This window comes from Granulicella cerasi (genome assembly GCF_025685575.1).
In the GTDB taxonomy this organism is placed as follows: Bacteria; Acidobacteriota; Terriglobia; order Terriglobales; family Acidobacteriaceae; genus Granulicella; species Granulicella cerasi.
The window spans coordinates 147,103-169,922 of record NZ_JAGSYD010000004.1; the positions used below are offsets into that span (position 1 = coordinate 147,103).

The 22,820-nt window shown below is 61.2% G+C and carries 19 protein-coding genes and 1 tRNA gene; 13 read left to right on the forward strand and 7 right to left on the reverse strand.

Going from position 1 to position 22,820, the window contains the following annotated elements; all coding sequences use genetic code 11:
- Positions 1-16: 16 nt before the first annotated feature.
- The 3 genes from OHL11_RS14205 (at position 17) to thiE (ending at position 2,388) form a co-directional block, all read left to right on the forward strand.
- On the forward strand, positions 17-274 hold the full coding sequence (locus tag OHL11_RS14205) for a hypothetical protein (protein WP_263372191.1): 258 nt from the start codon (positions 17-19) through the stop codon (positions 272-274).
- Between the two features lie 11 nt (positions 275-285).
- A complete protein-coding gene (gene accC, locus OHL11_RS14210) occupies positions 286-1,629 on the forward strand; it encodes an acetyl-CoA carboxylase biotin carboxylase subunit (protein WP_263372192.1) in 1,344 nt (447 codons plus the stop codon).
- A 132-nt stretch (positions 1,630-1,761) separates the two neighbouring features.
- Positions 1,762-2,388 carry a thiamine phosphate synthase gene (gene thiE / locus OHL11_RS14215; protein WP_263372193.1) on the forward strand — a complete coding sequence of 209 codons (627 nt, stop codon included), beginning with the start codon at positions 1,762-1,764 and terminating at the stop codon, positions 2,386-2,388.
- On the opposite strand, the gene OHL11_RS14220 is transcribed toward thiE, so the two are convergent.
- Positions 2,385-2,666 carry a hypothetical protein gene (locus tag OHL11_RS14220; RefSeq protein ID WP_263372194.1) on the reverse strand — a complete coding sequence of 94 codons (282 nt, stop codon included), beginning with the start codon at positions 2,664-2,666 and terminating at the stop codon, positions 2,385-2,387. The genes thiE and OHL11_RS14220 overlap by 4 nt on opposite strands.
- Before the next feature lie 77 nt (positions 2,667-2,743).
- On the opposite strand from OHL11_RS14220, the gene OHL11_RS14225 reads away from it, so the two are divergent.
- Together OHL11_RS14225 and OHL11_RS14230 are read left to right on the forward strand one after the other, a co-directional pair.
- Positions 2,744-4,216 (forward strand): APC family permease, encoded by a 1,473-nt coding sequence (locus tag OHL11_RS14225; protein ID WP_263372195.1) that lies wholly within the window; start codon positions 2,744-2,746, stop codon positions 4,214-4,216.
- A 30-nt stretch (positions 4,217-4,246) separates the two neighbouring features.
- On the forward strand, positions 4,247-5,797 hold the full coding sequence (locus tag OHL11_RS14230; RefSeq protein ID WP_263372196.1) for an amino acid permease: 1,551 nt from the start codon (positions 4,247-4,249) through the stop codon (positions 5,795-5,797).
- A gap of 156 nt (positions 5,798-5,953) precedes the next feature.
- Here OHL11_RS14230 and OHL11_RS14235 read toward each other — a convergent pair whose 3' ends face one another.
- From OHL11_RS14235 to OHL11_RS14245, 3 genes are all read right to left on the reverse strand, one after another.
- Positions 5,954-8,662, reverse strand: coding sequence for a hypothetical protein (locus tag OHL11_RS14235; RefSeq protein ID WP_263372197.1), 2,709 nt, complete (start codon positions 8,660-8,662; stop codon positions 5,954-5,956).
- A 62-nt stretch (positions 8,663-8,724) separates the two neighbouring features.
- A complete protein-coding gene (locus OHL11_RS14240) occupies positions 8,725-9,495 on the reverse strand; it encodes an ABC transporter ATP-binding protein (protein WP_317890656.1) in 771 nt (256 codons plus the stop codon).
- Between the two features lie 60 nt (positions 9,496-9,555).
- Positions 9,556-10,965, reverse strand: coding sequence for an efflux RND transporter periplasmic adaptor subunit (locus tag OHL11_RS14245; protein WP_263372198.1), 1,410 nt, complete (start codon positions 10,963-10,965; stop codon positions 9,556-9,558).
- Positions 10,966-11,256: 291 nt separating this feature from the next.
- On the opposite strand from OHL11_RS14245, the gene OHL11_RS14250 reads away from it, so the two are divergent.
- From OHL11_RS14250 to OHL11_RS14265, 4 genes are all read left to right on the forward strand, one after another.
- On the forward strand, positions 11,257-13,026 hold the full coding sequence (locus OHL11_RS14250; protein ID WP_263372199.1) for a GWxTD domain-containing protein: 1,770 nt from the start codon (positions 11,257-11,259) through the stop codon (positions 13,024-13,026).
- A gap of 124 nt (positions 13,027-13,150) precedes the next feature.
- Positions 13,151-14,848, forward strand: a complete 1,698-nt coding sequence (locus OHL11_RS14255; protein WP_263372200.1) for a carboxypeptidase-like regulatory domain-containing protein — start codon at positions 13,151-13,153, stop codon at positions 14,846-14,848.
- A gap of 139 nt (positions 14,849-14,987) precedes the next feature.
- Positions 14,988-15,063 (forward strand) — tRNA-Lys (locus tag OHL11_RS14260).
- A 290-nt stretch (positions 15,064-15,353) separates the two neighbouring features.
- Positions 15,354-17,162: an SGNH/GDSL hydrolase family protein gene (locus tag OHL11_RS14265; RefSeq protein ID WP_263372201.1), complete on the forward strand. Its 1,809-nt coding sequence runs from the start codon at positions 15,354-15,356 to the stop codon at positions 17,160-17,162.
- A 63-nt stretch (positions 17,163-17,225) separates the two neighbouring features.
- On the opposite strand, the gene OHL11_RS14270 is transcribed toward OHL11_RS14265, so the two are convergent.
- Both OHL11_RS14270 and OHL11_RS14275 read right to left on the reverse strand, forming a co-directional pair.
- A complete protein-coding gene (locus OHL11_RS14270; protein ID WP_263372202.1) occupies positions 17,226-18,083 on the reverse strand; it encodes a menaquinone biosynthesis family protein in 858 nt (285 codons plus the stop codon).
- A gap of 88 nt (positions 18,084-18,171) precedes the next feature.
- Positions 18,172-18,738 carry a hypothetical protein gene (locus OHL11_RS14275; RefSeq protein ID WP_263372203.1) on the reverse strand — a complete coding sequence of 189 codons (567 nt, stop codon included), beginning with the start codon at positions 18,736-18,738 and terminating at the stop codon, positions 18,172-18,174.
- A gap of 197 nt (positions 18,739-18,935) precedes the next feature.
- On the opposite strand from OHL11_RS14275, the gene OHL11_RS14280 reads away from it, so the two are divergent.
- The 4 genes from OHL11_RS14280 to OHL11_RS14295 all read left to right on the forward strand — a co-directional run bounded on the left by OHL11_RS14280 (position 18,936) and on the right by OHL11_RS14295 (position 21,744).
- Positions 18,936-19,331 carry an FtsB family cell division protein gene (locus tag OHL11_RS14280; protein ID WP_263372204.1) on the forward strand — a complete coding sequence of 132 codons (396 nt, stop codon included), beginning with the start codon at positions 18,936-18,938 and terminating at the stop codon, positions 19,329-19,331.
- Between the two features lie 86 nt (positions 19,332-19,417).
- Positions 19,418-20,215 (forward strand): ZIP family metal transporter, encoded by a 798-nt coding sequence (locus OHL11_RS14285; RefSeq protein ID WP_263372205.1) that lies wholly within the window; start codon positions 19,418-19,420, stop codon positions 20,213-20,215.
- A gap of 8 nt (positions 20,216-20,223) precedes the next feature.
- Complete coding sequence (locus OHL11_RS14290) at positions 20,224-21,129, forward strand: ROK family protein (protein WP_263372206.1); 906 nt, start codon at positions 20,224-20,226, stop codon at positions 21,127-21,129.
- A gap of 54 nt (positions 21,130-21,183) precedes the next feature.
- Positions 21,184-21,744 (forward strand): DinB family protein, encoded by a 561-nt coding sequence (locus OHL11_RS14295; RefSeq protein ID WP_317890657.1) that lies wholly within the window; start codon positions 21,184-21,186, stop codon positions 21,742-21,744.
- Between the two features lie 70 nt (positions 21,745-21,814).
- Here the strand turns inward: OHL11_RS14295 and OHL11_RS14300 are convergent, their stop codons facing one another.
- Complete coding sequence (locus OHL11_RS14300; RefSeq protein ID WP_263372207.1) at positions 21,815-22,786, reverse strand: quinone oxidoreductase family protein; 972 nt, start codon at positions 22,784-22,786, stop codon at positions 21,815-21,817.
- Between the last annotated feature and the right edge of the window lie 34 nt (positions 22,787-22,820).

Here is a 22,820-nt window from a genome sequence, read left to right on the forward strand (position 1 = left end):
CAGTACCGGAGGAAGTATGGCGAGTCTTCTCGACAGACTGATAAAGCTCTGTGATGAACAGAAGCACGATCCAAAGCTGACGATCATTATCTTCAGCTTCCTCCCACTCTCATTCGTGATTGATTTAGCGCACCACTGGCGCAGTATTGGTTGGGAGTTTTGGAAACCTGCACTTTTGTTGGCGTTCATTCTTTTCGCGAGTTTGTCGGCAGTATGGCGTGAAATGCGTTGGATGAAAGCGCAGCATGAAGATAAGGCCGCACTCCCTAGCTAAGGACGGATTTGATGTTTCGTAAGGTTTTGATTGCTAACCGTGGTGAGATCGCTCTGCGCGTGATTTCGGCGTGCAAGGAGATGGGCATTCGCACGGTCGCGGTGTATTCGGAGGCGGATCGCAATAGCCTTCATGTGAAGTTTGCCGATGAGGCGATCTGCATCGGGCCGGCGAAGTCGTCGGAGAGCTATCTCAATGTGCCGGCGATCATCTCGGCCGCGGAGATCACCGGCGCTGAGGCGATTCACCCGGGCTATGGCCTGCTGAGCGAGAACGCGAACTTCGCCGAAGTGTGCCGTGTGTCGAACATCAAGTTCATCGGGCCGCGTCCTGAAGTGACACGCATGATGGGTGAGAAGTCGACGGCGCGCTCGACGATGAAGGCGGCTGGTGTGCCGATCCTGCCGGGTTCCGATGGCATCCTCACGGATGTCGACGATGCGCTGAAGACGGCGAAGTCGATTAAGTATCCGGTGATTCTGAAGGCGGTGGCTGGTGGCGGCGGACGCGGTATGCGTATCGTGCGCACGCCGGAAGAGCTGCCTGACCTGTACAACGCTGCCTCGACCGAAGCGCTAAACGCGTTCTCGAACGGCGACCTGTACATGGAGAAGTTCATCGAGCGCCCGCGCCACATTGAGTTTCAAGTGTTGGCCGACGAGCACGGCAATGTGATGAGCCTGGGCGAGCGTGAGTGCTCGATTCAGCGTCGTCATCAGAAGCTGATCGAAGAGGCTCCGTCGTTGCAGGTAACGCCCGAGCTGCGCAAGAAGCTGGGCGACACGATTGAGAAGTCGTTGAAGGACATCGGCTACTGGAACGCGGGTACGATCGAGTTCCTGATGGATGAGGACGGCGAGATCTACTTCATTGAGATGAACACGCGTATTCAGGTGGAGCACTGCGTGACCGAGATGGTGACGGGGGTCGATCTGGTGAAGGCGCAGTTGCGCATCGCGGCGGGTGAGAAGCTTTCGGAGATCGTTCCTTCGGTGCCGGAGATTCGTGGCCATGCCATCGAATGCCGCATCAACGCGGAGCATCCGGAGAAGTTCACGCCGAGCCCCGGCAAGATCACGGTGTTCAACGTGCCGGGCGGTAATGGTGTGCGTATCGACACGGCTCAGTATCAGGAAGGCGTGGTGCCGCAGTACTACGACTCGATGATCGGCAAGCTGATCTGCCACGGCAAGGACCGCGAAGAGGCGATGGCGAAGACGCAGCGTGCGTTGAGCCAGTTCGTGATCGAAGGCATCTTCACGACGATCCCGCTGCACCAGCGCATCTTTCAGGACGAAGATTTCCAGAAGGGCGACTTCGATACGAAGTTTATGGAGCGCTTCCTCGGGAAGTAATCGATCGACATTCACAAGCGGAACCCGGCCATGGCGCCGGGTTTTGTTTCTGATGGATGCTGCCTCTTGCGCAGCATGGCGTTATAGGCGCACACTGTCGGCCTTTCCCGGAGTCGTGCGCAGGAGTGAGCGATGAAGTTTCCGAAGCTGTACGTGATTCTCGATGTGGAGACGCTGGAGCGTCGTGGGTTGCGGCTGAGCTGTGTAGCGGGCGAGTTGGCGCGTGCAGGTGTGGAGCTTGTGCAGCTTCGCGACAAGCAGGGCTCGCCGCAGGATGTGCTGCGCCGTGCGGCTGAGGTGGAGCGTGAGTTCGCGGGGACGCAGTGCCGTCTGGTGATGAATGATCGTGCCGACCTTGCGGTGCTGGCGGGTTGGACAGGCGTTCACGTGGGGCATAAGGACATGCCGCCGGTCGCGGTGCGCGAGGTGCTGTCGGGCGCGTTTGTGGGCGTCTCGACGCACGATGGGGAGCAGGTGAGAGCTGCCGATGCAGGCGAGGCGGACTACGTGGCAATCGGGCCGGTGTTCGCGACGTCTACGAAGCTCGATGCGGAGCCGGTAGTCGGGTTGGACGGCGTTCGGAAGGCGCGTGCACTGACGTCCAAGCCGCTGGTGGCGATTGGCGGGATCACGCTCGAAAATGCGCGGAGCGTGATCGACGCAGGCGCGGACTCTGTGGCGGTGATCAGTGCGCTGTTCGTGCCGGGCGAGAGGCCGGGTAAGGTTGCGGAGGAGTTGATCGCGCGACTGAGCAGCTAACGAGCGGCGGCGACGCGTTTCTCAAGAGCGCGGAAGCGGCGATAGGTGGAAAGCAGGCTGACGACGAGCCATGCCGCGAGAAAAATTCCCAGCTGGAAGAAATCCATCTTACTGCCGCCGCGCCTGCTGGCCATGACGGACAAAAGATAGAGGAAACCAGCGCCGAAGACGACGCGGATCGCCACATTCTTCGCCATGTACACGGCGATTCCTGAGTTGACCTGTTTGCGATCGACTTCGAGGCGTTTTTGCTGGAAGTCTTCGAAGGATTTCGGCATGGGTTTCATCTCAGCTAGGTTTTCATGGCCGTCGGCCGCTGTCCAGCGCGGTTGTGCTGTGCGGAGAGGCCGCCGGGATGCTACGTTGTGAAGCAGTGACCACGGCAAACGAATCGCAAACGCATCTGGTGAAGGGCCTCGGGCTGTTTTCGGCCACGGCTATCGTGATGGGCTCGATGATCGGCTCGGGCATCTTCATTGTGCCGGCGGAGATGAGTCGCACGCTGGCTTCGCCTGCGTTGTTGATCGCCGCCTGGCTGGTGACGGCGTTCATGACGATCGTCGGCGCGCTGAGCTACGGCGAACTGGCGGCGATGATGCCGAAGGCTGGCGGCCAGTATGTTTACTTGCGCGAAGGTTTGGGGCCGGTGTGGGGCTTCCTCTATGGCTGGACGCTGTTTCTGGTGATCCAGACCGGGACGATTGCGGCCGTGGCTGTGGCGTTCGCGAAGTTCCTTGGAGTCTTTGTGCCGAGCGTGAGTCAGTCGCGCTGGATATGGCATATGGGGCAGGGCAACGTTGGTCTGAACACGGCGAACCTCGTCGCGATGGTGACGGTTGTCTTTCTGACGTGGCTGAATACGCGCGGCGTGAAGCTGGGCGCGGCAGTGCAGAATATCTTCACGAGCGCCAAGGTGCTGGCGCTTCTTGGCGTGATCGCGGTGGGGTTTCTGGCGCGCAATGCGCAGGCGATTGCGGCGAACTTCGGCAAGAACTTCTGGGTGAATGCGGACTGGCATACACCGCAGTTGCTGATGGTGGGCGGTGGCCGGCTCGCGTGGGTAAGCGTGTTCACGCTGATCGGCGTGGTGCAGGTGGGGTCGCTGTTCTCGTCAGACGCGTGGAATAACGTGACTTTCACGGCCGGGGAAATGACGAACCCCAAGCGGAATCTGCCGCTCTCGCTGGTGGGGGGAACGGGCGTCGTCCTGTTGCTTTATATCGCATGCAATTTCGTGTATCTCAGCGTGCTGCCGATGGTGGCGATCGCCAATGCGCCCCAGGACCGAGTGGCGACGGCGGTGATGCAGGTTGCGTTTGGCGCGATGGGCTCGAAGCTGATGGCGGCGGCGATCCTGGTGAGCACCTTCGGCTGCGCGAACGGGATGGTGCTGGCGGGGGCGCGCGTCTACTACGCGATGAGCCAGGACAAACTCTTCTTTGAGGCGACCGGCAAGCTCGACGCGAAGACCGGCGTGCCGAAGAATGCGCTTTGGCTGCAGTGCGGCTGGTCGTGCCTGCTGTGCCTGAGCGGACAGTATGGAAACCTGCTGGATTACGTGATTTTTGCGGTGCTGGTGTTCTACGTGCTGACGATTGTGGCCCTGTTTCGATTGCGTCGGACGCAGCCGGAGGCACCGCGTCCGTATAAAGCGTTCGGTTATCCGCTCCTGCCCGGGCTTTACATTGTGACGGCGGCGTTTATTTGTGGTGTACTTTTACGGTATAAGCCTCAATACACTTGGCCTGGTTTGGGGATCGTGCTGCTTGGTTTGCCGGTCTACTTTTTGTGGCAGAGAAAGACGGCTGCCAGCGCCGAACTTACGTAAGACAAAGATTTAAGGGACTCAAGGAAACGCATGTCGAATTTGCTGAAGGTGAAGTCGCTAAGCGCCATCATGGGCGAAGCGCAGGAGACGGGTGAGCACACGCTGAAGCGGTCGCTCGGCTCAGGCAGCCTCATCGCGCTGGGTATCGGCGCGATCATCGGTACGGGCATCTTTGTGCTGACCGGAACGGTGGCGGCGCAGTATGCAGGACCGGGCGTGGTGTACGCGTTCATCCTGGCTGCGGTCGGATGCGTGTTCGCGGGCTTCTGCTACGCAGAGTTCTCGGCGATGATCCCTGTAGCGGGCTCGGCTTACACCTATGGCTATGCGACGCTCGGCGAACTGTTCGCGTGGATCATCGGCTGGGACCTCGTGCTGGAATACGCGTTTGGCGCGGCCACGGTGTGTTCCGGCTGGTCGGGCTATGTACTGAGCCTCGGGCAGGACTTCGGCCTGCGCCTTCCGCCGGAACTGGCGGGAACGCCGGGTTCGGTCTTCGTGTTGTACCAGGGCCACTGGGAGTTTCTGGGGCGCGTACAGGCGAAGCTGGAGCAGTCGGGCATTGATTGGCATTCGCTGCCGCAGCGTCACGGCGTGTTCAACCTGGTCGCGTTCATCGGCATCATGCTGGTGACATCGATCCTCGTGGTCGGTGTGAAGGAGTCGGCGAACTTCAACAGCGTGATCGTGGCTGTGAAGCTCTTCGTGCTCGCGGTCTTCCTGGTCGTTGGCGGCAACACGCTGATCCACCACCCGGAGATGATGAAGGTCAATTGGCATCCGTTCCTGCCGCCGAACCGTGGCCACTTTGGCGACTTTGGCTGGTCGGGCGTGCTGCGTGGCGCGGGTGTGATCTTCTTCGCGTACATTGGCTTTGACGCGGTCTCGACCGCAGCGCAGGAAGCGAAGGATCCGAAGAAGGACATGCCGCGTGGCATCCTCGGATCGCTGATCATCTGTACGGTGTTGTATATCCTCGTCGGCCTGGTGCTGACGGCGCTGATCAACTACAAGTACCTCAACCTGCCGGACGCACTCGCGGTCGGTATGGACGCGACGGGCGTTCGCTGGGGCGCGTTGCTGGTGAAGATCGGCGCGCTCGGCGGTTTGTCGTCGACGATGGTCGTGATGCTGCTCGGTCAGAGCCGTGTGTTCTTCTCGATGTCGAAGGATGGCCTGTTGCCGCCGTTCTTCTCGACGATCCATCCGAAGTTCCGTACGCCCTGGATCTCATCGATCACGGTCGGTCTTGTGGTCGCGACGTTCTCGTCGCTGATTCCGCTGGCGAAGCTGGGTGAGATGTGCTCCATCGGCACACTGCTGGCGTTCATCATCGTGTGCGCGGGCGTGTGGGTGCTGCGTAAGCGCTCGCCGGAGCTGCCGCGTCCGTTCCGCGCACCGTGGATGCCGGTGACGCCGATCCTCGGCATCCTGGTGTCGTTCGGTCTGATGGCGGGTCTGCCGTGGGAGACGTGGGTACGTCTCTTCGTGTGGCTCGCGCTCGGCTTGATCATTTACTTCGCCTACAGCCGCAAGCATAGCCGCGTGCAGCTGGGGCTAGGACCGGAACCGCCTCACTAGATAGAGGCAGAAACGCAGTAAGGGGAGGGCCATTGGCCCTCCCCTTGCTTTTTCGGAGGAGACTGGACGAGGAGCGGGTCCACATCTTTCGCGAGGTGACCCGTTCAAGGCGTCAGGATTGAATGGGTCGATAGGCCAGAGTGCTGAGCCCGGCGGCTACTTCGTGGCGGTCGCCGTAGCAGGAGGTGTGGCCGGCGTTGGCTTCGCTTCCTTCTCTGCGGCAGGTGTAGCAGCCGGCTTGTGTGTCGCTGCGTGATGCTGCGCAGGAGCCGCGATGACCGGCAGCGTGGCCGAGTCGATCGGCACAGGATGATCGCGGAGTTTCAGAAAGAGCGTCGTGCCGTTTGTGGGATGAGGAACGGTGATGGTGTTCCCGGTGTATCCGTCAGGAACCGGCGCGGGATTCGCAAATGCGGGATCGTTCGAGATCGAGTCGACGAGGAAGAATGCGCTACCGCTAACGGTGCAATTCTGCGTCATGTCCGTTGGACACTGGATGCCGGTAAGGACGGGGAGCCGAACGAGAGTAACGAGCGGAATCCAGTCGCTGGTCACGGAGCCGTCAGCATCGCTGTCGGACTTGCCTTCGGGGTTGCCCTTGGCCGGGAAAACGATGCGGGCATGGAGAGCGCCGAAGGCGGACGGACCGAAGGAGCGCGACGGATCGAGCGTGGCGACCACGGTATGAGGGTCCTGCAGGAGCAGGCCACCTGAAGGCGCCAGCGAGAGCGTCGCGTGCAGTGTGCTGTCGAGCGTTTCGACCTCGACGAGGACATTGCGCGGGAAGCTCGCTTTGCTCTTCAGCGTAAACGTGAGATGAGACGCGAGCGGGAGATCATCTTTATCGGTGAGGGTAATGTTGCTGTCGCCACCGGCTTCGATGTTACGCGAGATGATGCTGACGGAGGGGCGCGGCGCGGTCACCGTAAGTGGTTGCGTGAGCACGCGGCCGTCGTTGAGCTTGATGGAGGCGGTCAGGTCGTCGTCCACCTTGGTGGATGGCGCCGGAGCGCCGTCGGGAAGAGCGAGACGCAAGGTGTTGTCCTGCGCCGAACCCTTCGGTTTGAAGACGAGATCACCCACATCCACGTGCGAGATGGTGTCGAGGTTCTTGCCGCGGAGTCGGATCGCGCGGTCGGCGGCGTGCATCTCGATTTCGGTGATCTCAGCGGGCGCGGAATAGGTGCGGGTGGAAAGTGTGTCCGACTTCGGCTGGCCGTATTGCTGGATTTCCAGGTGGAGATCGCCAGCGGTGTGGCTCTCGTTCAGCGGAAGGGTGACGGCGAGCGGAATCGCTGAACCGTCAGCGTTGTCGGGATGCTGATCGGGCTTGAATTCAAGTTGCAGCGGAGACTTCATGCCCGTCGGCTGGGCCGTGATGCGGTGCACGCAGCCGGTGCCTGTTGCACTGAGCAACAGGTTTGAGGTGGTACCGGTGATGAGATTGGAGCCGGGCACGATGTGCCAATCGCCGCCGGGGAGCTGCTGCAGCGTGACGTTCGGGCCGGTGAAGGTGTCGAAACCCCACTTGCCTTGGATGGAACCGGTAAGAATCACCGGCTCGGGCTGTGGCGTTATTGGCTTGTCAGAGGCGGGCTTCTGCCCTGGAGCGCCGGGTGTTCCGAGCGCCGGAATCTTTGGTGACTCGGCCGGAACGGGGAGTTCATGCCGCCGTGAAGCGAAGTCGGAACCCTGCAAAACGAGGCCGCCCTGATAGGCGTCGGCAGCGAGCGGGATATCGGCCTCTTTCGGCGCACCCGGAGGCGTGTTCAGATGCAGCACCATGTCATGCGACAGCGCGGTGGAGAAGACCAGCGGCGCGCCTTCGATAGGGATGGTGACGTTGGGCTGGAGGAGGCACGTGACCTGATTGGGGTCCGAGAGGCGCAGCGGCGGAGTCACTGAAGGCGTCACGGCCGGGAGCGCGATCACGATCACAGACTTCGGGTTGTGGAACGAAGGCGGCGTGTTCAGTCGGAGGTTCAACGAGGAGCCCTGCGGAAAGCTGATCGCGGGGATGTACTGGTACTGCGCGGAGTGGATGTTCGACATGAGGCGAACGAGATCCACAATGGCGCCGACGTAGGCGGAGTAGAGGCCCGCTCCACCGACGCCGGTGTAGCTCACCTGGTTGATGAAGTCGGAGCTGTTGCCGTTGGAGAGGCGCTGGGCGATCGTCTGGCCGTGGCCGTCGTCGAGCAGCATCTGCGAGCCGGTCTGCGTGAGGCAGGTGAACTGCATATCTACCTGGCGCTTGAAGCAATCCTCATTAGGCTTCAGCGCGAGCGTGCGCGCGAGCATGTCTGAGTGCTTCTGCAGGTCCTTGGAGTCTGCCGAAGGAACGCGGCGGATGGAGGCCATGTACTTCTCGATGCGTTGCTGCTCGAAGCTGGCCTCGATGAGGTCCTGCTGAGCGCGCACGAAGACGCCGGGGCGTCCGCGTACGGCAGATTTCAGGGTAGAGAAGTCGCCGCCGGTTTCCGGTGCGAGAAGCAGTACGACCTGCTGCGCTTCATCGGGGACGGTGACGAAGGCGCCTTCGGCACGGACCTTCTTGTTCCAGGTCTCGATGCGGATGAACCAGTCCTCGGGCGGAGGGTTGGTCGTGCCGCGCAGGAAGACGCAGATGAGCAGGTAGTGGACCGACTGCGTGGGAGGCAGGTCGGGGTGCAGCCAGAGCTTGTCGCCACCCTTCAGGTTCGGTACGTGCGCGATGTCGAGTGATTCTGTACCACGCGTTACGCGCACATCGATCTTGGGCCCGGTGAGGTCAAATCGATTGCCGTCGGCGTGCATCGGAACAGCTTGCAGTCCGGCGAAGAGCAGAAACGGTAGAGCGAGTTGGCGCAGGCGCAGTAAACCCATGGTGTGAGTTTAGATGCGATCCGTGCTTGGAGGTTAGTTGCTTTTGGGTGACTTCTGCAGCACTAGCCGCGAGCGCGCGAGCTCGGGTGATCCGAGGCCACTGAGCCGTCGCGGATGCTGATAACGCGATGCGCAAACTCAGCGATATCAGGCTCATGCGTCACCAGTACGATGGTGTTCCCCTTGGCGTGGAGGTCATCGAAAAGCGCCATGATTTCTACGGAAGTTTTTGAGTCCAAATTGCCCGTTGGTTCGTCGGCGAGGATGATGGACGGGCGGTTGACCAACGCGCGAGCGATGGCGACGCGTTGACGCTGGCCGCCGGAGAGTTCGTTCGGCTTGTGGTCCATGCGCGACTCGAGACCTACCTGCGTCAGTACTTCCTTCGCGCGCTCAATGCGCTCAGCGGCTGGCGTGCCGTTGTAGATCAGCGGCAACTCCACATTGTGCAGCGAGGTTGCGCGGGCGAGCAGGTTGAAGGTCTGGAAGACGAAGCCGATTTCTTTGTTGCGGATACGAGCGAGCTGATCGTCATCAAGCTGCGAGACATCGTGCTCGTTGAGCCAGTAGCGTCCGTAGGATGGGGAATCGAGGCAGCCGATCAAGTTCATCAGCGTGGACTTACCCGAGCCCGACGGACCCATGATCGCGACGTATTCGTTGCGACGAATGCGGAGATCGACGCCACGCAGCGCGTGCACCTGCTGGTCGCCCATGACGTAGGTCTTCCAGAGGTTGTCGGTCACGATGACCTCGCCCGAGTTGGGGCCATTGGCGTTGGAGCCGATGCGGGCTGCGGGATCGATGATCGTGGCGTCTGCGGTCTGGGTCATGGGGCTGCTTCCGTGCTCGTGCTGAAGGTAAGGATAATTCCTGCTGAGAGATAGATGCGTCTAGCTCGAGGAAGAATCGTCCGTCTTTGCGATGGAGTTGTCACGCTTCACTGCGGTTCCGCTGGCAAGCGTGCGCAGCACCTTATAGCGGCCGGTGACGATCTCGTCGCCGGGCTTGAGGCCGCTGACCACTTCGATCTCCGTGGTGCCTGTGACGCCTGTCGATACGGGGACGAACTTCGCGCGGAGTTTGCTGCCCTCGCTGACAAGGATGTAGACACCCTGAATCTGCTCGGGCTTCTTCTGCGACGGAGCTGTCAGGTCTGTCGCAGAAGTCGATGCCTTGCCGTGGTGCGCCCAGAGGTCGCCCTCGGCCTTTGCATCGCGCTGTACGAGCGCCTGAATCGGGATGACGAGCGTGTCTGGCTTATTCGCCGTGGTGATCTTCGCGGTCGTGGAGAGACCGGGGCGCAGAGCATCGAGGTCGTTGCCGGAAGGGTCGAGCGTCACGACGACCTTGAAGTCCTTGGCCTCCTCGGTGCCGGTGGTGGACTGCGAGGTCGCGAGACCGGTGGTGCGGAGCAGCGCCTGATTGCCGACCTCGGTAACGTGGCCCTTGAAGACGCGACCGGGCAGGGCGTCTACCGATATGTCAGCGGGCTGACCGAGCTTCACATTGACGATGTCGGTCTCGTCCACCTTCACTTCGGCGGTGATCACGCTCATGTCAGCAAGCGTCATCAAGGTGGAGCCTTCGGCGTTCTGGATGCCGGTGACCACGGTTTCGCCTTCGCGCACGGGCACATTGGTGACGAGAGCGTCGAAGGGAGCGCGCGCCTGCGTCAGGCCGAGCGAGTAGTTATTGCCACGCAGAGTGGCAACGGACTGCTGAACGTTCGAGCGCGCGGATGCGGTCTGGGCTTTTGCCTGCGCTTCAGAGGCCTGGCGCTGCAGCACGGTCGCGGCGGAGACATCGAAGGCTGCCTTTTTCGCGTCGTAATCCTGCTTGGAGATCAGCTTTTCGCCGTAGAGCAACTGTGCACGGTCGTAGTCCAGCTTCTTCTGCTCGAGATCGGCCTTTGCCTGCGCGGTGTTGGCGAAGGCGGTCTTTTCGGCGGCGAGGTCGCTCTCGACGTTCGTACGATTCGCGGCGATGACGGCCTGCTGCGAAGCCACGGCCGAGGCGGGGGACTCGCTTTCGAGCGTAGCGACAAGCTGTCCTGCCTTCACGTGATCCCCCTCTTTGACATAGAGGTGCGTGATGCGGCCGAAGGCCGTGGCCCCTACGTTGACGTAGGTTTTGGGCTTGATCTGGCCGGTGCCGGAGATGGTCGCGACAAGGTCCTGACGCACAGCCTTACCCGTAGCGACCGCAGTCACCTTGGAGGCGTTGTACTTGATGGTGCCCGCGACAATCGCGATAAGAACGAGAAGGCCGGCAACAAGGGCGATGATCTTTTTAGCGCTCATGAGTCTCTTCGGGTGAAGCGAAATCCACGTGTGATCGACAGTACGCAGGGAGCGGAGAGAAAGTTCCGCGCCACGTAATCCCGGCAAAGTCGTGGAGAAAGTTAGAACGATGATAGCAGCGGCTTTGGACGGAAACGTTGAGCTTTCGTGAGCGCTGAAAATCGTTCGATGTGCAGGGTCAAACTGAGTACGCAGAATCGCGATGCGGCAGCTTGCTGCAAGGGTTGCCCGGCGGTAGACTGATACATAGCCCTTCGTGTCTTTCTCCGGGCTTCAGGAGTACGGCTTCTCATGCATCGTTCACGCGTTTTGGTTTCGGGCCTCGGATTGTTTTTGCTGAGCGGATCGTTGTTCTTGTCTTCGGCGCAGGAGCCGACGGCGGCTCCGCAGCAGGCCCCGGCAGCAGCCGATCAGCAGAAAAAGAATGATGCCAGCGTAACCCGCGTGCAGCCAACCGAAGAGCGCCCCGACCCTACCAAGCGCCGCCTGAGCGACCGCGAAGAGTTCGCGCGCCGTAAGGCCACGAAGATCGAAATCAAGGGCGAGTACAAGAAGTGGCTCGACGAAGACGTTCGCTGGATCATCACGGACGAGGAAATGAAGGCGTTCAAGAGCCTTGCCAACGACGAAGAGCGCGATGCGTTCATCGAGGAGTTCTGGCAGCGCCGCAACCCGAACCCCGAATCCGTCGACAACATCTTCCGCGACGAGCACTATGCGCGTATCGCCTATGCGAACGAGCACTTCGCTGCCGGTAAGCCCGGCTGGATGACCGATCGCGGTCACATCTATATTTCGTTCGGCAAGCCGGACTCGATTGACTCCCACCCGTCCGGCGGACAGTACCAGCGTCCGATGGAAGAAGGCGGCGGTTCGACCTCGACCTTCCCGTTCGAGACCTGGCACTACCGTTGGCTGCAGGGCGTGGGCGACAACATCGACATCGAATTCGTGGACACCTGCATGTGCGGTGACTACCACGCCACGATCGATCGCTCTGAAAAGGACGCGCTGCTGCACACGCCGGGCGCAGGTCTGACGATGTATGAAGAAATGGGCCAGGCGAAGAAGGCCGACCGTTTCTCGGGTGGTGGTCTGGAACGCCTCGGTGCTGGTCCGGGTTCGCAGTCGCAGCAGTCCAAGCAGTTTGATCGCCTCGACACCTTCGCCAAGCTGATGGCTCCGCCGGAGATCAAGTTTGCCGACCTCGACAAGTTCCTTTCGTCGAGCAAGATTCTCACCGGCGCACCGTTCCTCTTTGATGTGCGTACGGATTATGTCAAGCTCACGAGCGACACCGTGATGGTTCCGTTGACGCTGCAGATCCGCAACGGCGATATCACCTATCAGACCAAGGACGGCATCTCGACCGGAACGGTGAACATCCTCGGTCGTGTTTCGAACATCAATCACCGCATCGTGCAGACCTTCGAAGATACGGTGAAGGTCGAGGTTCCTTCAGAGCTGCTGGGCCGCACGAAGAATAACCAGTCGGTGTACTGGAAGGCCATGCCGCTTCCCCCGGGCAAGTACAAGGTGGAGATCGCGATCAAGGACGTCAATAACCCTGATCACCTCGGCACCTGGCGCCGTTCGGTAGATGTTCCGCGCTTTGAGAGCGATCGTCTGGCCACCAGCTCGCTGATCCTGGCAGACCAGATGGAGCGCGTGCCGTCGAAGGACATCGGTACGGGCAACTTCGTGATCGGCAACACCAAGCTGCGTCCGCGTGTGCCGGCTGCGGTGGCTGCACCGGTGACCTTCCATCGTGCACAGAGCCTCAGCTTCTGGATGCAGGTCTACAACCTGGGCATCGGTGACAACAAGCGTAACGACGCGACGATCGAGTACCAGATCGTCGATCTGGCCAGCAACAAGCAGGTGCTGAATGCGCAGGAGTCGGCCGCAAAGCTGAACCCGAACGCAGACCAGCTGACGCTCGAGAAGACAATGCCGTTGGCGAGCCTGCAGCCGGGCCGCTACCAGGTGACGATCAAGGTCAGCGACGGCGTTTCCAAGCAGCAAATTGCCGAGAGTGCGCCGTTCAACGTTCAGGACTAAAGTTGTACAATTCTGGGACAGGCCGCGCAGGACAGTACCGCGACGGCCATCCGCCGAAATATCCGTTTCGGCACCGCTAGAGAGAGCCGTTGGCGCGTCACGCATTCGAGTTAAAAGAGGCGCGGTGAAGCGAGTAGCATCAGGTCTGTTCGTGGTCGTTATGCTCATGGCGTGGGCGATGCAGGCCCGTGCCACGCCTGCGCCCGCGATCGTCTCCGGCGTGGTGCGCGACGTGCACGGAACGCCGCAGATGGGAGCGCTCGTGGAGCTGCTTCGACCCGATGCGAGCGCAGTGGCCACGGCCTTTACGGATGATCATGGCCGCTACCTGATGCAGAGCCTGAATCCGGGTAAATATCAGCTACGCGCCAGTGCAGCTTTCTTCGTTCCGGTCACGCGCTCCAACCTCAGCCTCCATGCAGGTGCGCAGGCTGTGATCAATCTCACCATGAGCACGCTGTTCGAGGCTGGTAACTGGCTTCCGGCGGAGCGTCGTGGCCCCAATGATTTGAACGACGACTGGAAGTGGACGCTGCGTTCTTCCGCGAGCCGTCCGTTGCTCCGGTTGGTGGATCCTGAATCCGGCTCGGAGATGTCAACGTCGGCCACCGAGGTTCATCACGCAGACACGCAGGGGCGCGTGACGATTGTGAACGGCGACGGTGCGTTTGGCTTCGGCGGAACGCATCAGGTACTCACGATGGACCGCATCGTCGAGGATGGCGGTGGAGAGATTTTGCGCGCGGATATCGGCGATCCGCAGGTGCCGCTGACGGTCGCACCCAGCATCGATATGCTGGCGGGCTATCAGCACCAGACGAAGTTCGGCGGACGCACGCGCATGGTGATGAGCTTCGCCTCCCACCCGGAGCTGGTTGCGAACGCTATCCCCGGATTCCAGACGTTGCGCATGGCCACAGCCCAGGAGCTTTCGCTGGGGGATGCCGTGTTGATCGACGCGGGAACGCTTTTCGAGGCGGAAAAGCTCGCGAGTTCGCGCGTGATGAACGAGCCGTTCGTTCGCGTCTCGGTACACCCGAGTGGGACCACCGCGGTGACCTATCGCTATGCTTCAGGGCGTCAGTTGCAGAGTTCTACGGACCTCGACAATCTGAAGCCCGAAGCGAATGTGATGGCTGAACAGAACGGTCGGCCGCTGTCGAACAAGGGGAGCCATCACGAGATTTCCTTGAGCCAGAAGCTCACCGAGAACGATGTCATCATGCTGGCGCTCTACCGCGATGCGTTTGCGAACGCGGCGTTGATGGGGTCGGGGCAGTTGAGCGCGCTTTCGGTGGCGACTCTGCCAGTCGTTGCTGATCCAACCACTGGTACATTCCGCCTCGCGGTAGCGGGCTACACGGGCAAGGGGCTGAGTGTGAGCTATACGCACGAGCTCGCGCCGGGAGTAAAAGCTTTCGTCGGCTACGACCTGGGAACCTCGCTGCGCGCTACGTCGCTCGGTAGCCAGGCTCAGGGACTGTCGACGCGTGGACATACGTCGTCGGCGGCGACGGCGGGCGTCCATGGCAAGATTGCCCGCACGGGAACCTCGATCAACGTGGAGTATCGCTGGCAGCCAAACAGTACGTTGACGCAGGTGAATGCCTACAACGTGGCTCCCGACGAGGCGTTTCTTGGCTTCGCGCTGCGCCAGCGCATCTGGGGCGGACGGTTTCTGCCGCACGGCATGGACGCGGTGATTGCGGCGACGAACCTGCTGGAGCAGGGATACTTGCCGGTAGTCGCGCCGGATGGACACACGCTCTTTCTGGCGCAGGTTCCGCGAGCGATTCAGGGCGGACTGGCGTTCAACTTCTAACGCACTCGATTTGTCACGGGCTGAGGAAAACTTCAGGCAATCGGTGCTATACTAATCTTCGTGCGGTGAGGTTCTCCTGCACACTCCCAAGCAGGCTTCAGATGAAGTTTGCGCCTCGCGCCAGGCGAGGTCAAGGAATGGACGCGTAGCTCAACTGGCAGAGCATTCGACTCTTAATCGACAGGTTGTAGGTTCGATTCCTACCGCGTCCACCAAAAGATTCGCAAAACGGTTCGCTTCGGCGAACCGTTTTGCGTTGGTGCGTAGTGAAAGGGTTCCGCTCATCAATCGCTTGGGATTCTTCACTGAACGCTCGCGGCTTATCTGCCCGCTTCAACTCTGCGGTGAGGGGTTTGGTCCGGCGGATGGCTCGCGGTAGTAATCGCCGTAGGTTGACGGAAGCGTCAGGCGCGAGGGTGAACCTTGTCCCGTTTTGAAACGACTTCGAAAGAAAACTCACGATGTCGGTGCCGATGAGCGATATATCCGTCGTAGAGTCTGCAACATGCGAAAAATTCTGGCTCTCTGGGGCATCAGCCTCGCTGGGCTCATTTGTGGATGCGGCCTGGGGACCGCTGGTCAGGGGTACTACAAAGGAAACTCGGTTGCCGTTGATCCGCTAAGCAAGATTCCGAAGGCGGGGTGTTTGTATGGGGCGATGCTGCCGAACGTGTCGGGGAATTCCGTGCCCGATTTTTGCGGCAGCGCCGGTGTCGGGACGATCCTGAACGCTCCGCCTGTAAGCGACCGAGGTTTGGCGTTGAACGTCGGGGACTGCGGCAAGCAGCAGGCGCTGCAGCTCCCAGCGGTCGCGAGCGCGGCGCAGACCTTCGTCGTTTACGGCTTCTTTCCGCCGTTCGGTGCGAGCTACGGCTATGGCTTCGGGGACGCGTCGGGGCATTGCCTGAATCCTTCACTCTTCTTCGGGACCTCGCCGAACCTGCTGGGAATCGATGGGTACGAGGCGGAGTATCGGACGGGACCGCGCGCCTCTTCATGGTTGCTGGACCAGTTGCCTTCCAGCACGGGTTCCCAGCCGACGGAGGCGCTTCCGTTTGGCTGGCACGTCGTCACCTATGTCTGCTCCACGCAGCGGAGCAGCGGAAGCCAGGTTTACTACGATGGACGGCCGGTGACGATGTCAGGCGGCGGGGGCATCAGCTGTCCGACGAATACTGCGACCGGTGTCTATCAGGTTGGAGGCTCCCGGCTCGGCACGGACACGTTCGGCAACTACATCCTGACGGGGACGCTGGTTTACTCGAAGCAGCTCGATGCGGCGAGTGTGGCGACGATCTCCGACGCGCTGCACAGCTATGGCAGGTCCGTGGGGGCTGAGCAGGATAGGCCGCTCAGTACGCCGTCACATCACCCTGCGTTGCTGGTGGCGGACGGAGATTCGCGAACGGCAGGTGTGGCTTGCGCGGGATGCGATTGGCCGTCGTCGCTGCGTTTGGATGATGCGAATACGCAGGTGGTGAACCGGGGATTTGGCGGTGCTACGGCGCAGGACCTGTGCGCGGACCGCGAGAACTGGTGGAACGCGGGATATCAGGACGCTTCCAGCCCTGCGTTGATGGCGGCTGTGTGGATGGGCGTCAACGACTACGCGGTGTATGGCCCGAATCCGGCGACGGTGGCGACTTCGACGTTCGTTTTCGAGCAGCAGATGTGCAGCGTGGAAAGGCTGAAGAAGCTGGGGTATCACGTCTTTCTCGCCACCGAAATTGCGGGTAGCGGGAGCGCATACGATCTGGCGAAGAACACCATTACGCCGATGATGCGTCAACAGTACGCGACTGATGCTGCGGTGACCCTGGTGGACCTGGCGACGTTTCCGTGCCTGGGAGCGGACGGAGCGAGCAATCGCAGCAACCCGGGCGGATGCTTCGTGGAGCAGAGCAGTGGCGCCGCGGGGTTGCACCCGAATACCGTTGCAGAGCAGGGAGCGATCGCGGGGATGTTCGCCAATGCGATCAACGAGTGGCGAGGCGCTACCTGTGCCAAGCCGAATGAGACCGCTGCTGCGAGCTACGCCGAGCAAGCGCGTGATGGCTGCGTGAAGCTCACAGGGGCTGCTGCACAGGTGATCACATTGCCGGACTGTCAGGGATACTCGAAGACGCGCACGATTGTGAATGCGTCGAACAATAACGCCACGGTGCAGGCAGCGATTGCAGGCTGGGGTTCGTCATTCGTTGAGTTGATCGACGGCAGGCAGGCGGTCACGCTCGCGGCAAACACCACCGTGAAGCTGCAGCCCCTTCCTTCAGCGATGGCTACGGGCGGATGCAGTTGGAAGGTGCTGCCATAGCCCGGGCTTGAGACGTAGAAAGGGCAGCCGAGGTGGCTGCCCTTTCTACGTTCTGGAGTCTGCTTAGCCGATGAAGTCGATCTTGGCCTTGAAGGGGATGATGCCCTTTTCGTAGCCCATCTCGAGAAGCTTGCGGATGGCTTCGCGACCGTCGTCGCCGTAGTTGATGGTGCGCTCGTTGACGTACATGCCGACGAAGCGGTTCGCGAGGTTCGTGTCGAGGTCGCGTGCGAACTGCATCGCGTACTCGAGGGCCGCTTCGCGGTTGTCGAGTGCGTACTGGATGGAGTCGCGGACGGCGATCGTCGTCGTGCGCATGACTTCTTCGCCAAGCGAACGCTTGACGACGTTGCAGCCAAGCGGCAGCGGAAGGCCGCCGGTGAGCTCACGCCACCACACGCCGAGGTCGAGGATCTTCTTGAGGCCGTCGCGTGCGTAGGTCAGCTGGCCTTCGTGAATGATGAGGCCGGCGTCGAACTGGCCGGACTGCACAGAGGGGATGATCTGATCGAACGGGATCGTCTGGGTTTCCACCTCGGGGTGGGAGAGCTTCAGCGCAAGGTAGGCGGTGGTGAGTTCGCCGGGGACCGCGATCTTGAGCTTCTTCACTTCGTCGAGGGTGTACTGCTTGGTGGCGACGATCATGGGGCCGTAGTTGTCGCCCACGGATCCGCCGCAGTCCATCAAGGCGTAGTGGTCCTGCAGGTAGGGGTAAGCATGGAAGCTGACGGCGGTAACGTCGTAGAACTGCTCGTTGAGCGCCTTGCGGTTCAGGGTCTCGATGTCCGTGAGAGTGTGGTTGAAGCGATAGCCGGGCACGCGGATCTTGTTGGTCGCGAGGCCGTAGAACATGAAGGCGTCGTCGGAGTCCGGGCTGTGGGCGATGGAGATGTCACGAATATCTGCAGCTACGTTGCTCATGGGTTCCTTGTTTGTTGCTGCGCCGGAGCGCGTTGTTGCGGTTGAAGACGGGGCCTGGCTGCGTGATGCGCTGCGGCCGGGAAAGGCGTTAGCGGCGATAGCGGCCGGGTTCGGGGTCAGTAAGGTCGCCACCGGCACCGGGGTCGAACTGTTTCCAGTCGGTCGGGCTTACAACGGGGCGGCGAAGGTTAGGGAACTGGGTAGGCTGCGGGCGGAAGGGTTCTTCTTCAGCGGCAGTGACGGGCGCAACGGATGCAGCCTTAATGCGATGGGAGGAGAGCGGGAAGCGTACTGCAGGCTCTGCGGGAGCCGCTTCTACCGCGGGGGCAGGAGGAGGAGGCGCTGGTGCCTCTACAGGCGGCGCAGGTGGTGCTGCGTGGCGCTGTTGCATCTCGCTCGCAGCGCGGAAGGCCTCAGCGAAGTCATGTAGCGTCTTTTCCTGAGCGGGAGTGGGCTCAATGGCTGGCGGCGGAGGAGCTACCGGTTCGGTGGCGAGCATAGCGCGCTGGCGCGACAGTGCAGAGCGACCTTTCGCTTCGGCGGCCTGTGCGAGTTTCTGTCTGCGGCGCGTGCGGCGAATGTATTGCGCGGTCGAGATGGAGGCCCAGAGGAGGGCGACAAAGGCTACGACCGTGATGGCAAACAAGTAGGGCATAGGTGCCTATCTGAAGGATACCAGTTGGGCATGTGAGGCGTCGTTTGATGCCGCAGAGGAGTTTTGCGGTCGCATGGAAGAAAGCTCGAAAATAAGTGTGATTAGATTGGTTCCGATTGCGTCGCGTATAGAGAAAATCTTCTTGCGTAATGGAATACTGAAATCGCGATTTTCCTCCACTGAAAGGCACTGCGCGCATGAGCGTGAAGCAAGCATCCCGGACCAAGCTGCGTGTAGCGGCATGGATGGAGGCTGCCCGCGAACATGCGGAGTCCTGGCGTCGGCGTGGGGCTACGGTCGCCGTAGGAACGCTGGCGGTCTTCATGGCTTACGGTGTGATCTTCGGGCACAACGGAGTGACTGCATTCGCGCACAAGATGTCGGAAGAGCGCGACCTGCATGGACAGATGGACCGCTTGCAGAAGGAAAATGATCGCCTGCGTGAGCATGTGGATCGCTTGCAGAACGATCCAGGCGCGATTGAACATCAGGCGCGCGAAGAACTTCATTACACGCGTCAGGGAGAAGTGATCTACACGCTTCCTCCGAAGAGCGCGGACACGAAGCCGGTTCCGCTGCCCGAGCAAAAGTAAGAGATCTGCAGCAATCAACGGGGCGCCTGCGGGCGTCCTGTTTGCCTCTGCGCGCGAGTTGCGTACCATGAAGGTTTGGAGGCAGTTTGAGCAGGGTATTGGTTGAGGGCGTGGTAGCGATAGCGGCGGTGCAGGGTGTAGCTGCGCTCGCGGTGTTTTCTGCGCGCGCACAGGAGACGCGCCTGCGGCGCTGGTTGCCGCATGTTGTCGGCGTCGCCGTGGGAGTATTGCTGGCGACTGCGCTGGCGCATCTGTTGCCGGAGTCTCTGGAGCAACTGCATAACAGCCGTTGGGTGTGGGTGGTGCTGGTCGGCACTATGGCGCTGCTCTTTGGCTTTGAGCGCGTGTTCCATGCGGTGAGCGGTGTTCGCCCTGAACCTGCGCCCAGTCTCGCGGACCAGGAGTGCGAGGAGATTCATCACCATGCGCACGGCTCGTCGCGCCCCGTGACCTTGCTGCTCGGAGCGGTCACCCACAGCTTTGTGGATGGTGCGAGCGTAGCTGCGGCTTTTGTAGTGGACTTCCGACTCGGTTGGGTGACGGCGATCGCCGTCGGCCTGCATGAGGTTCCGCATCGACTCGGAGACTTTGCGCTGCTGCTGCATATGGATGTCCCGCGCCGCCGTGCTTCATGGCTGGCTGTGCTTGCAGGAATGTCGGGTCTGGTGGGCTGGGGACTTGCCGCATGGCTCGGCGCGGCGAACCCTGCCGTGATCGCGTGGCTGCTGCCCATCAGCGCCGGAAGCTTCCTCTACATCTCGCTGGTAGACCTGCTGCCGGAACTGATGAGTGAGCGGAGGCCGCGCGCGATGGCCTGGCAAATCTTCTGGATTTTCGTTGGAGTCGCTCTCGGGGTAGGATTGACGCGATTGCCAGGAGCGTAAGAAAGCGGATGCGAATTGGTGTAGATCTGGGCGGCACAAAGGTTGAAGCCCTTGCAATGGACAATAGTGGCGCGGAGTTGCAGCGCATTCGTATGTCAACGCCGAAGGGCGATTACCCCGGTACGGTCGCGGCCATCGCGGGTCTGGTCACGCAGCTCGAGAGCGCTACTGGCGAACGCGGAACCGTTGGCGTAGGCATTCCGGGAACGATTGTTCGCTCCACCGGGCTGGTGAAGAACGCAAACTCGACATGGCTGAACGGGCAGCCGTTGGAGCGCGACCTTAGCGTGGCGCTCGACCGCGAGGTGCGTTGTGCGAACGACGCGAACTGCTTTGCGATCTCTGAGGCTACTGATGGTGCCGCCGCCGGCTACGAAGTTGTATTCGGCGTGATCATCGGCACAGGCTGCGGCGGCGGTATCGCGATCAATGGCAAGATTGGCGCGGGGCCGAACGGCATTCGCGGCGAATGGGGCCATGTGCCGTTGCCGTGGATCACGAAGGACGAGTTCCCAGGACCAGCGTGCTACTGCGGCAACCATGGATGTCTGGAGACTTGGATCTCGGGCACCGGTTTTGAAGCGGATTTTCGTCGGGTAACGGGCAAGGATTGGCGTGGGCACGAGATCGTCGCTGCGGCACAACGCGGCGAGCATGACGCTCAAGCGGCGCTGGATCGGTTGGAAGATCGCATGGCCCGAGCGCTGGCGATGCTGGCGAATATTGTCGATCCGGATGCGATTGTGCTCGGCGGTGGTCTTTCCAAGCTGGATTTTCTGTACTCTGGCAATCTACAGCGCCGCATCGCGGAGCTTACGTTTGGCAGGGGTTGTGAAGCGCCCGTTCTGCGGAATCTGCATGGCGATTCGAGCGGCGTACGCGGCGCGGCATGGTTGTGGCCTCTGGAAAAGTGACCGACAGCGGTGCTGCTGCATCTGAGAGTGTGTGTTGCATAGGACGGAGCACGAATGGCGAAAGTGAAGGCGGCGGTGAAGAAGCCCGACGCGAAATCAGAGACGCAACGCGCGGCAGAGCCGAAGTCGCGCATGGGAGTCGAGCTGCGTAAGCAGCTTCTTGCGCTGTTGGATGGCGGACAGGCGCACGCGACATTCGACGATGCGGTGAAGGGCTTTCCGCCATCGCTGCAGGGCGAGCTTACGGAGAACCTGCCGTACTCTGGCTGGCAACTGCTGGAGCATCTGCGCATCGCTCAGCGCGACATTCTCGACTTCAGCCGGAACCAGGATGGCAGCTATAAGGCTCTGAACTGGCCGGACGACTACTGGCCGAAGGAAGCGGAACCACCTTCAGCGGCGGCCTGGAACAAGACCGTCGTGCAGATCCGCGAAGACCGCAAGGCGTTCGAGCAGTTGATCCGCGAGGCGAGCGACGACGAGTTGATCGCTCCGTTCCCTTGGGGAGATGGGCAGAATCTGCTGCGGCAGACTCTGCTGATCGCCGACCACACGGCCTATCATGTGGGCGAGATGGTGGTACTGCGACGACTCTTCGGACAGTGGAAGAAATAAGAAAAAGGCGAGCTTCGGCTCGCCTTTTCTGTTTGCCGGGTTGAGCAGCAGATCGTGAAGTGGTTACGCGTTAGATCGTGAAGACGATACGTTCGCGACCTCCAGCGTTCCACGTCGCTTCTACATCCGCGAGCGGGACAGGCTTGGCATCGATCTGCAGATTCGCTGGCGCTACCGCATCGAAGGTCCGTTGCACAGAGCGCAGCAGTGCGGGGAACGGAACGCTCTTCAAGCCGCTGCCCATGAGCACCAGCGATGAAGAACGCAAGCCTGCTGCCGGCAACAGGATGCTGTCTTCGCCTCCTGCTGAACCGACCTGAATGAAGCGAGCAGGACGTGCGTCGTCGACTCCCTTGACGACTGCGGTCATGATGCTGAGCGCACTTTGTCCCCAGAGATAATCCACGACGATATCGATGCCGGACGCGAAGGTGTCGATGAGTTGCTGCTCGAAGCGCCTGGCACCGAGTGGGTCTGAGCCGTCGAGCGTGAAGGGGATGACGACGTCGGCGCCAAGAGGCTTCAAGAGCTCCAGTTGAGCTGCGTTGCGACCGGTAGCGATGACGTTTCCTGCGCCGAAGTGCCTGGCGAGTTGCACGGCGAGCTTGCCCGAGACGCCGGTGGCGCCGTTGATCAATACGGTCTCGCCTGCGATGAGGTTGGCGCGCTCGAGCAGTGCGGCGGCGACGCTCATGCCGGGGTTGGCGATAGCCGCTGCTGTGATGTCGTCGAGACTGTCGGGGATGGCGATGCAATGTGCGAGGGGGACAACGCTCTGCTCGGCCATGGCTCCGAAGGGCGCACGCGGCAGAGCAAAGTAAACCCGCTGACCAGACGCGGTGATGCCGACGCCATCCGTTCCGGGCACCGCAGGGTAAGCGTTATCGGAGCTGTAGTGGGATCCGGCAGCGCGTCCGCGGGTGAGGTTGCTGAGGGCAGAAGCGCGCACAGTGATGAGCTGCTCGCCTGCATCCGCGGTGGGGACGGCGAATTCGCCGAAGATGGGTGTTGCTCCGGGGCCGGTAACGATGGCTGCTTTCATGTCTGCTCTCCTTCAATCTGTCGCGCCGTAAAAT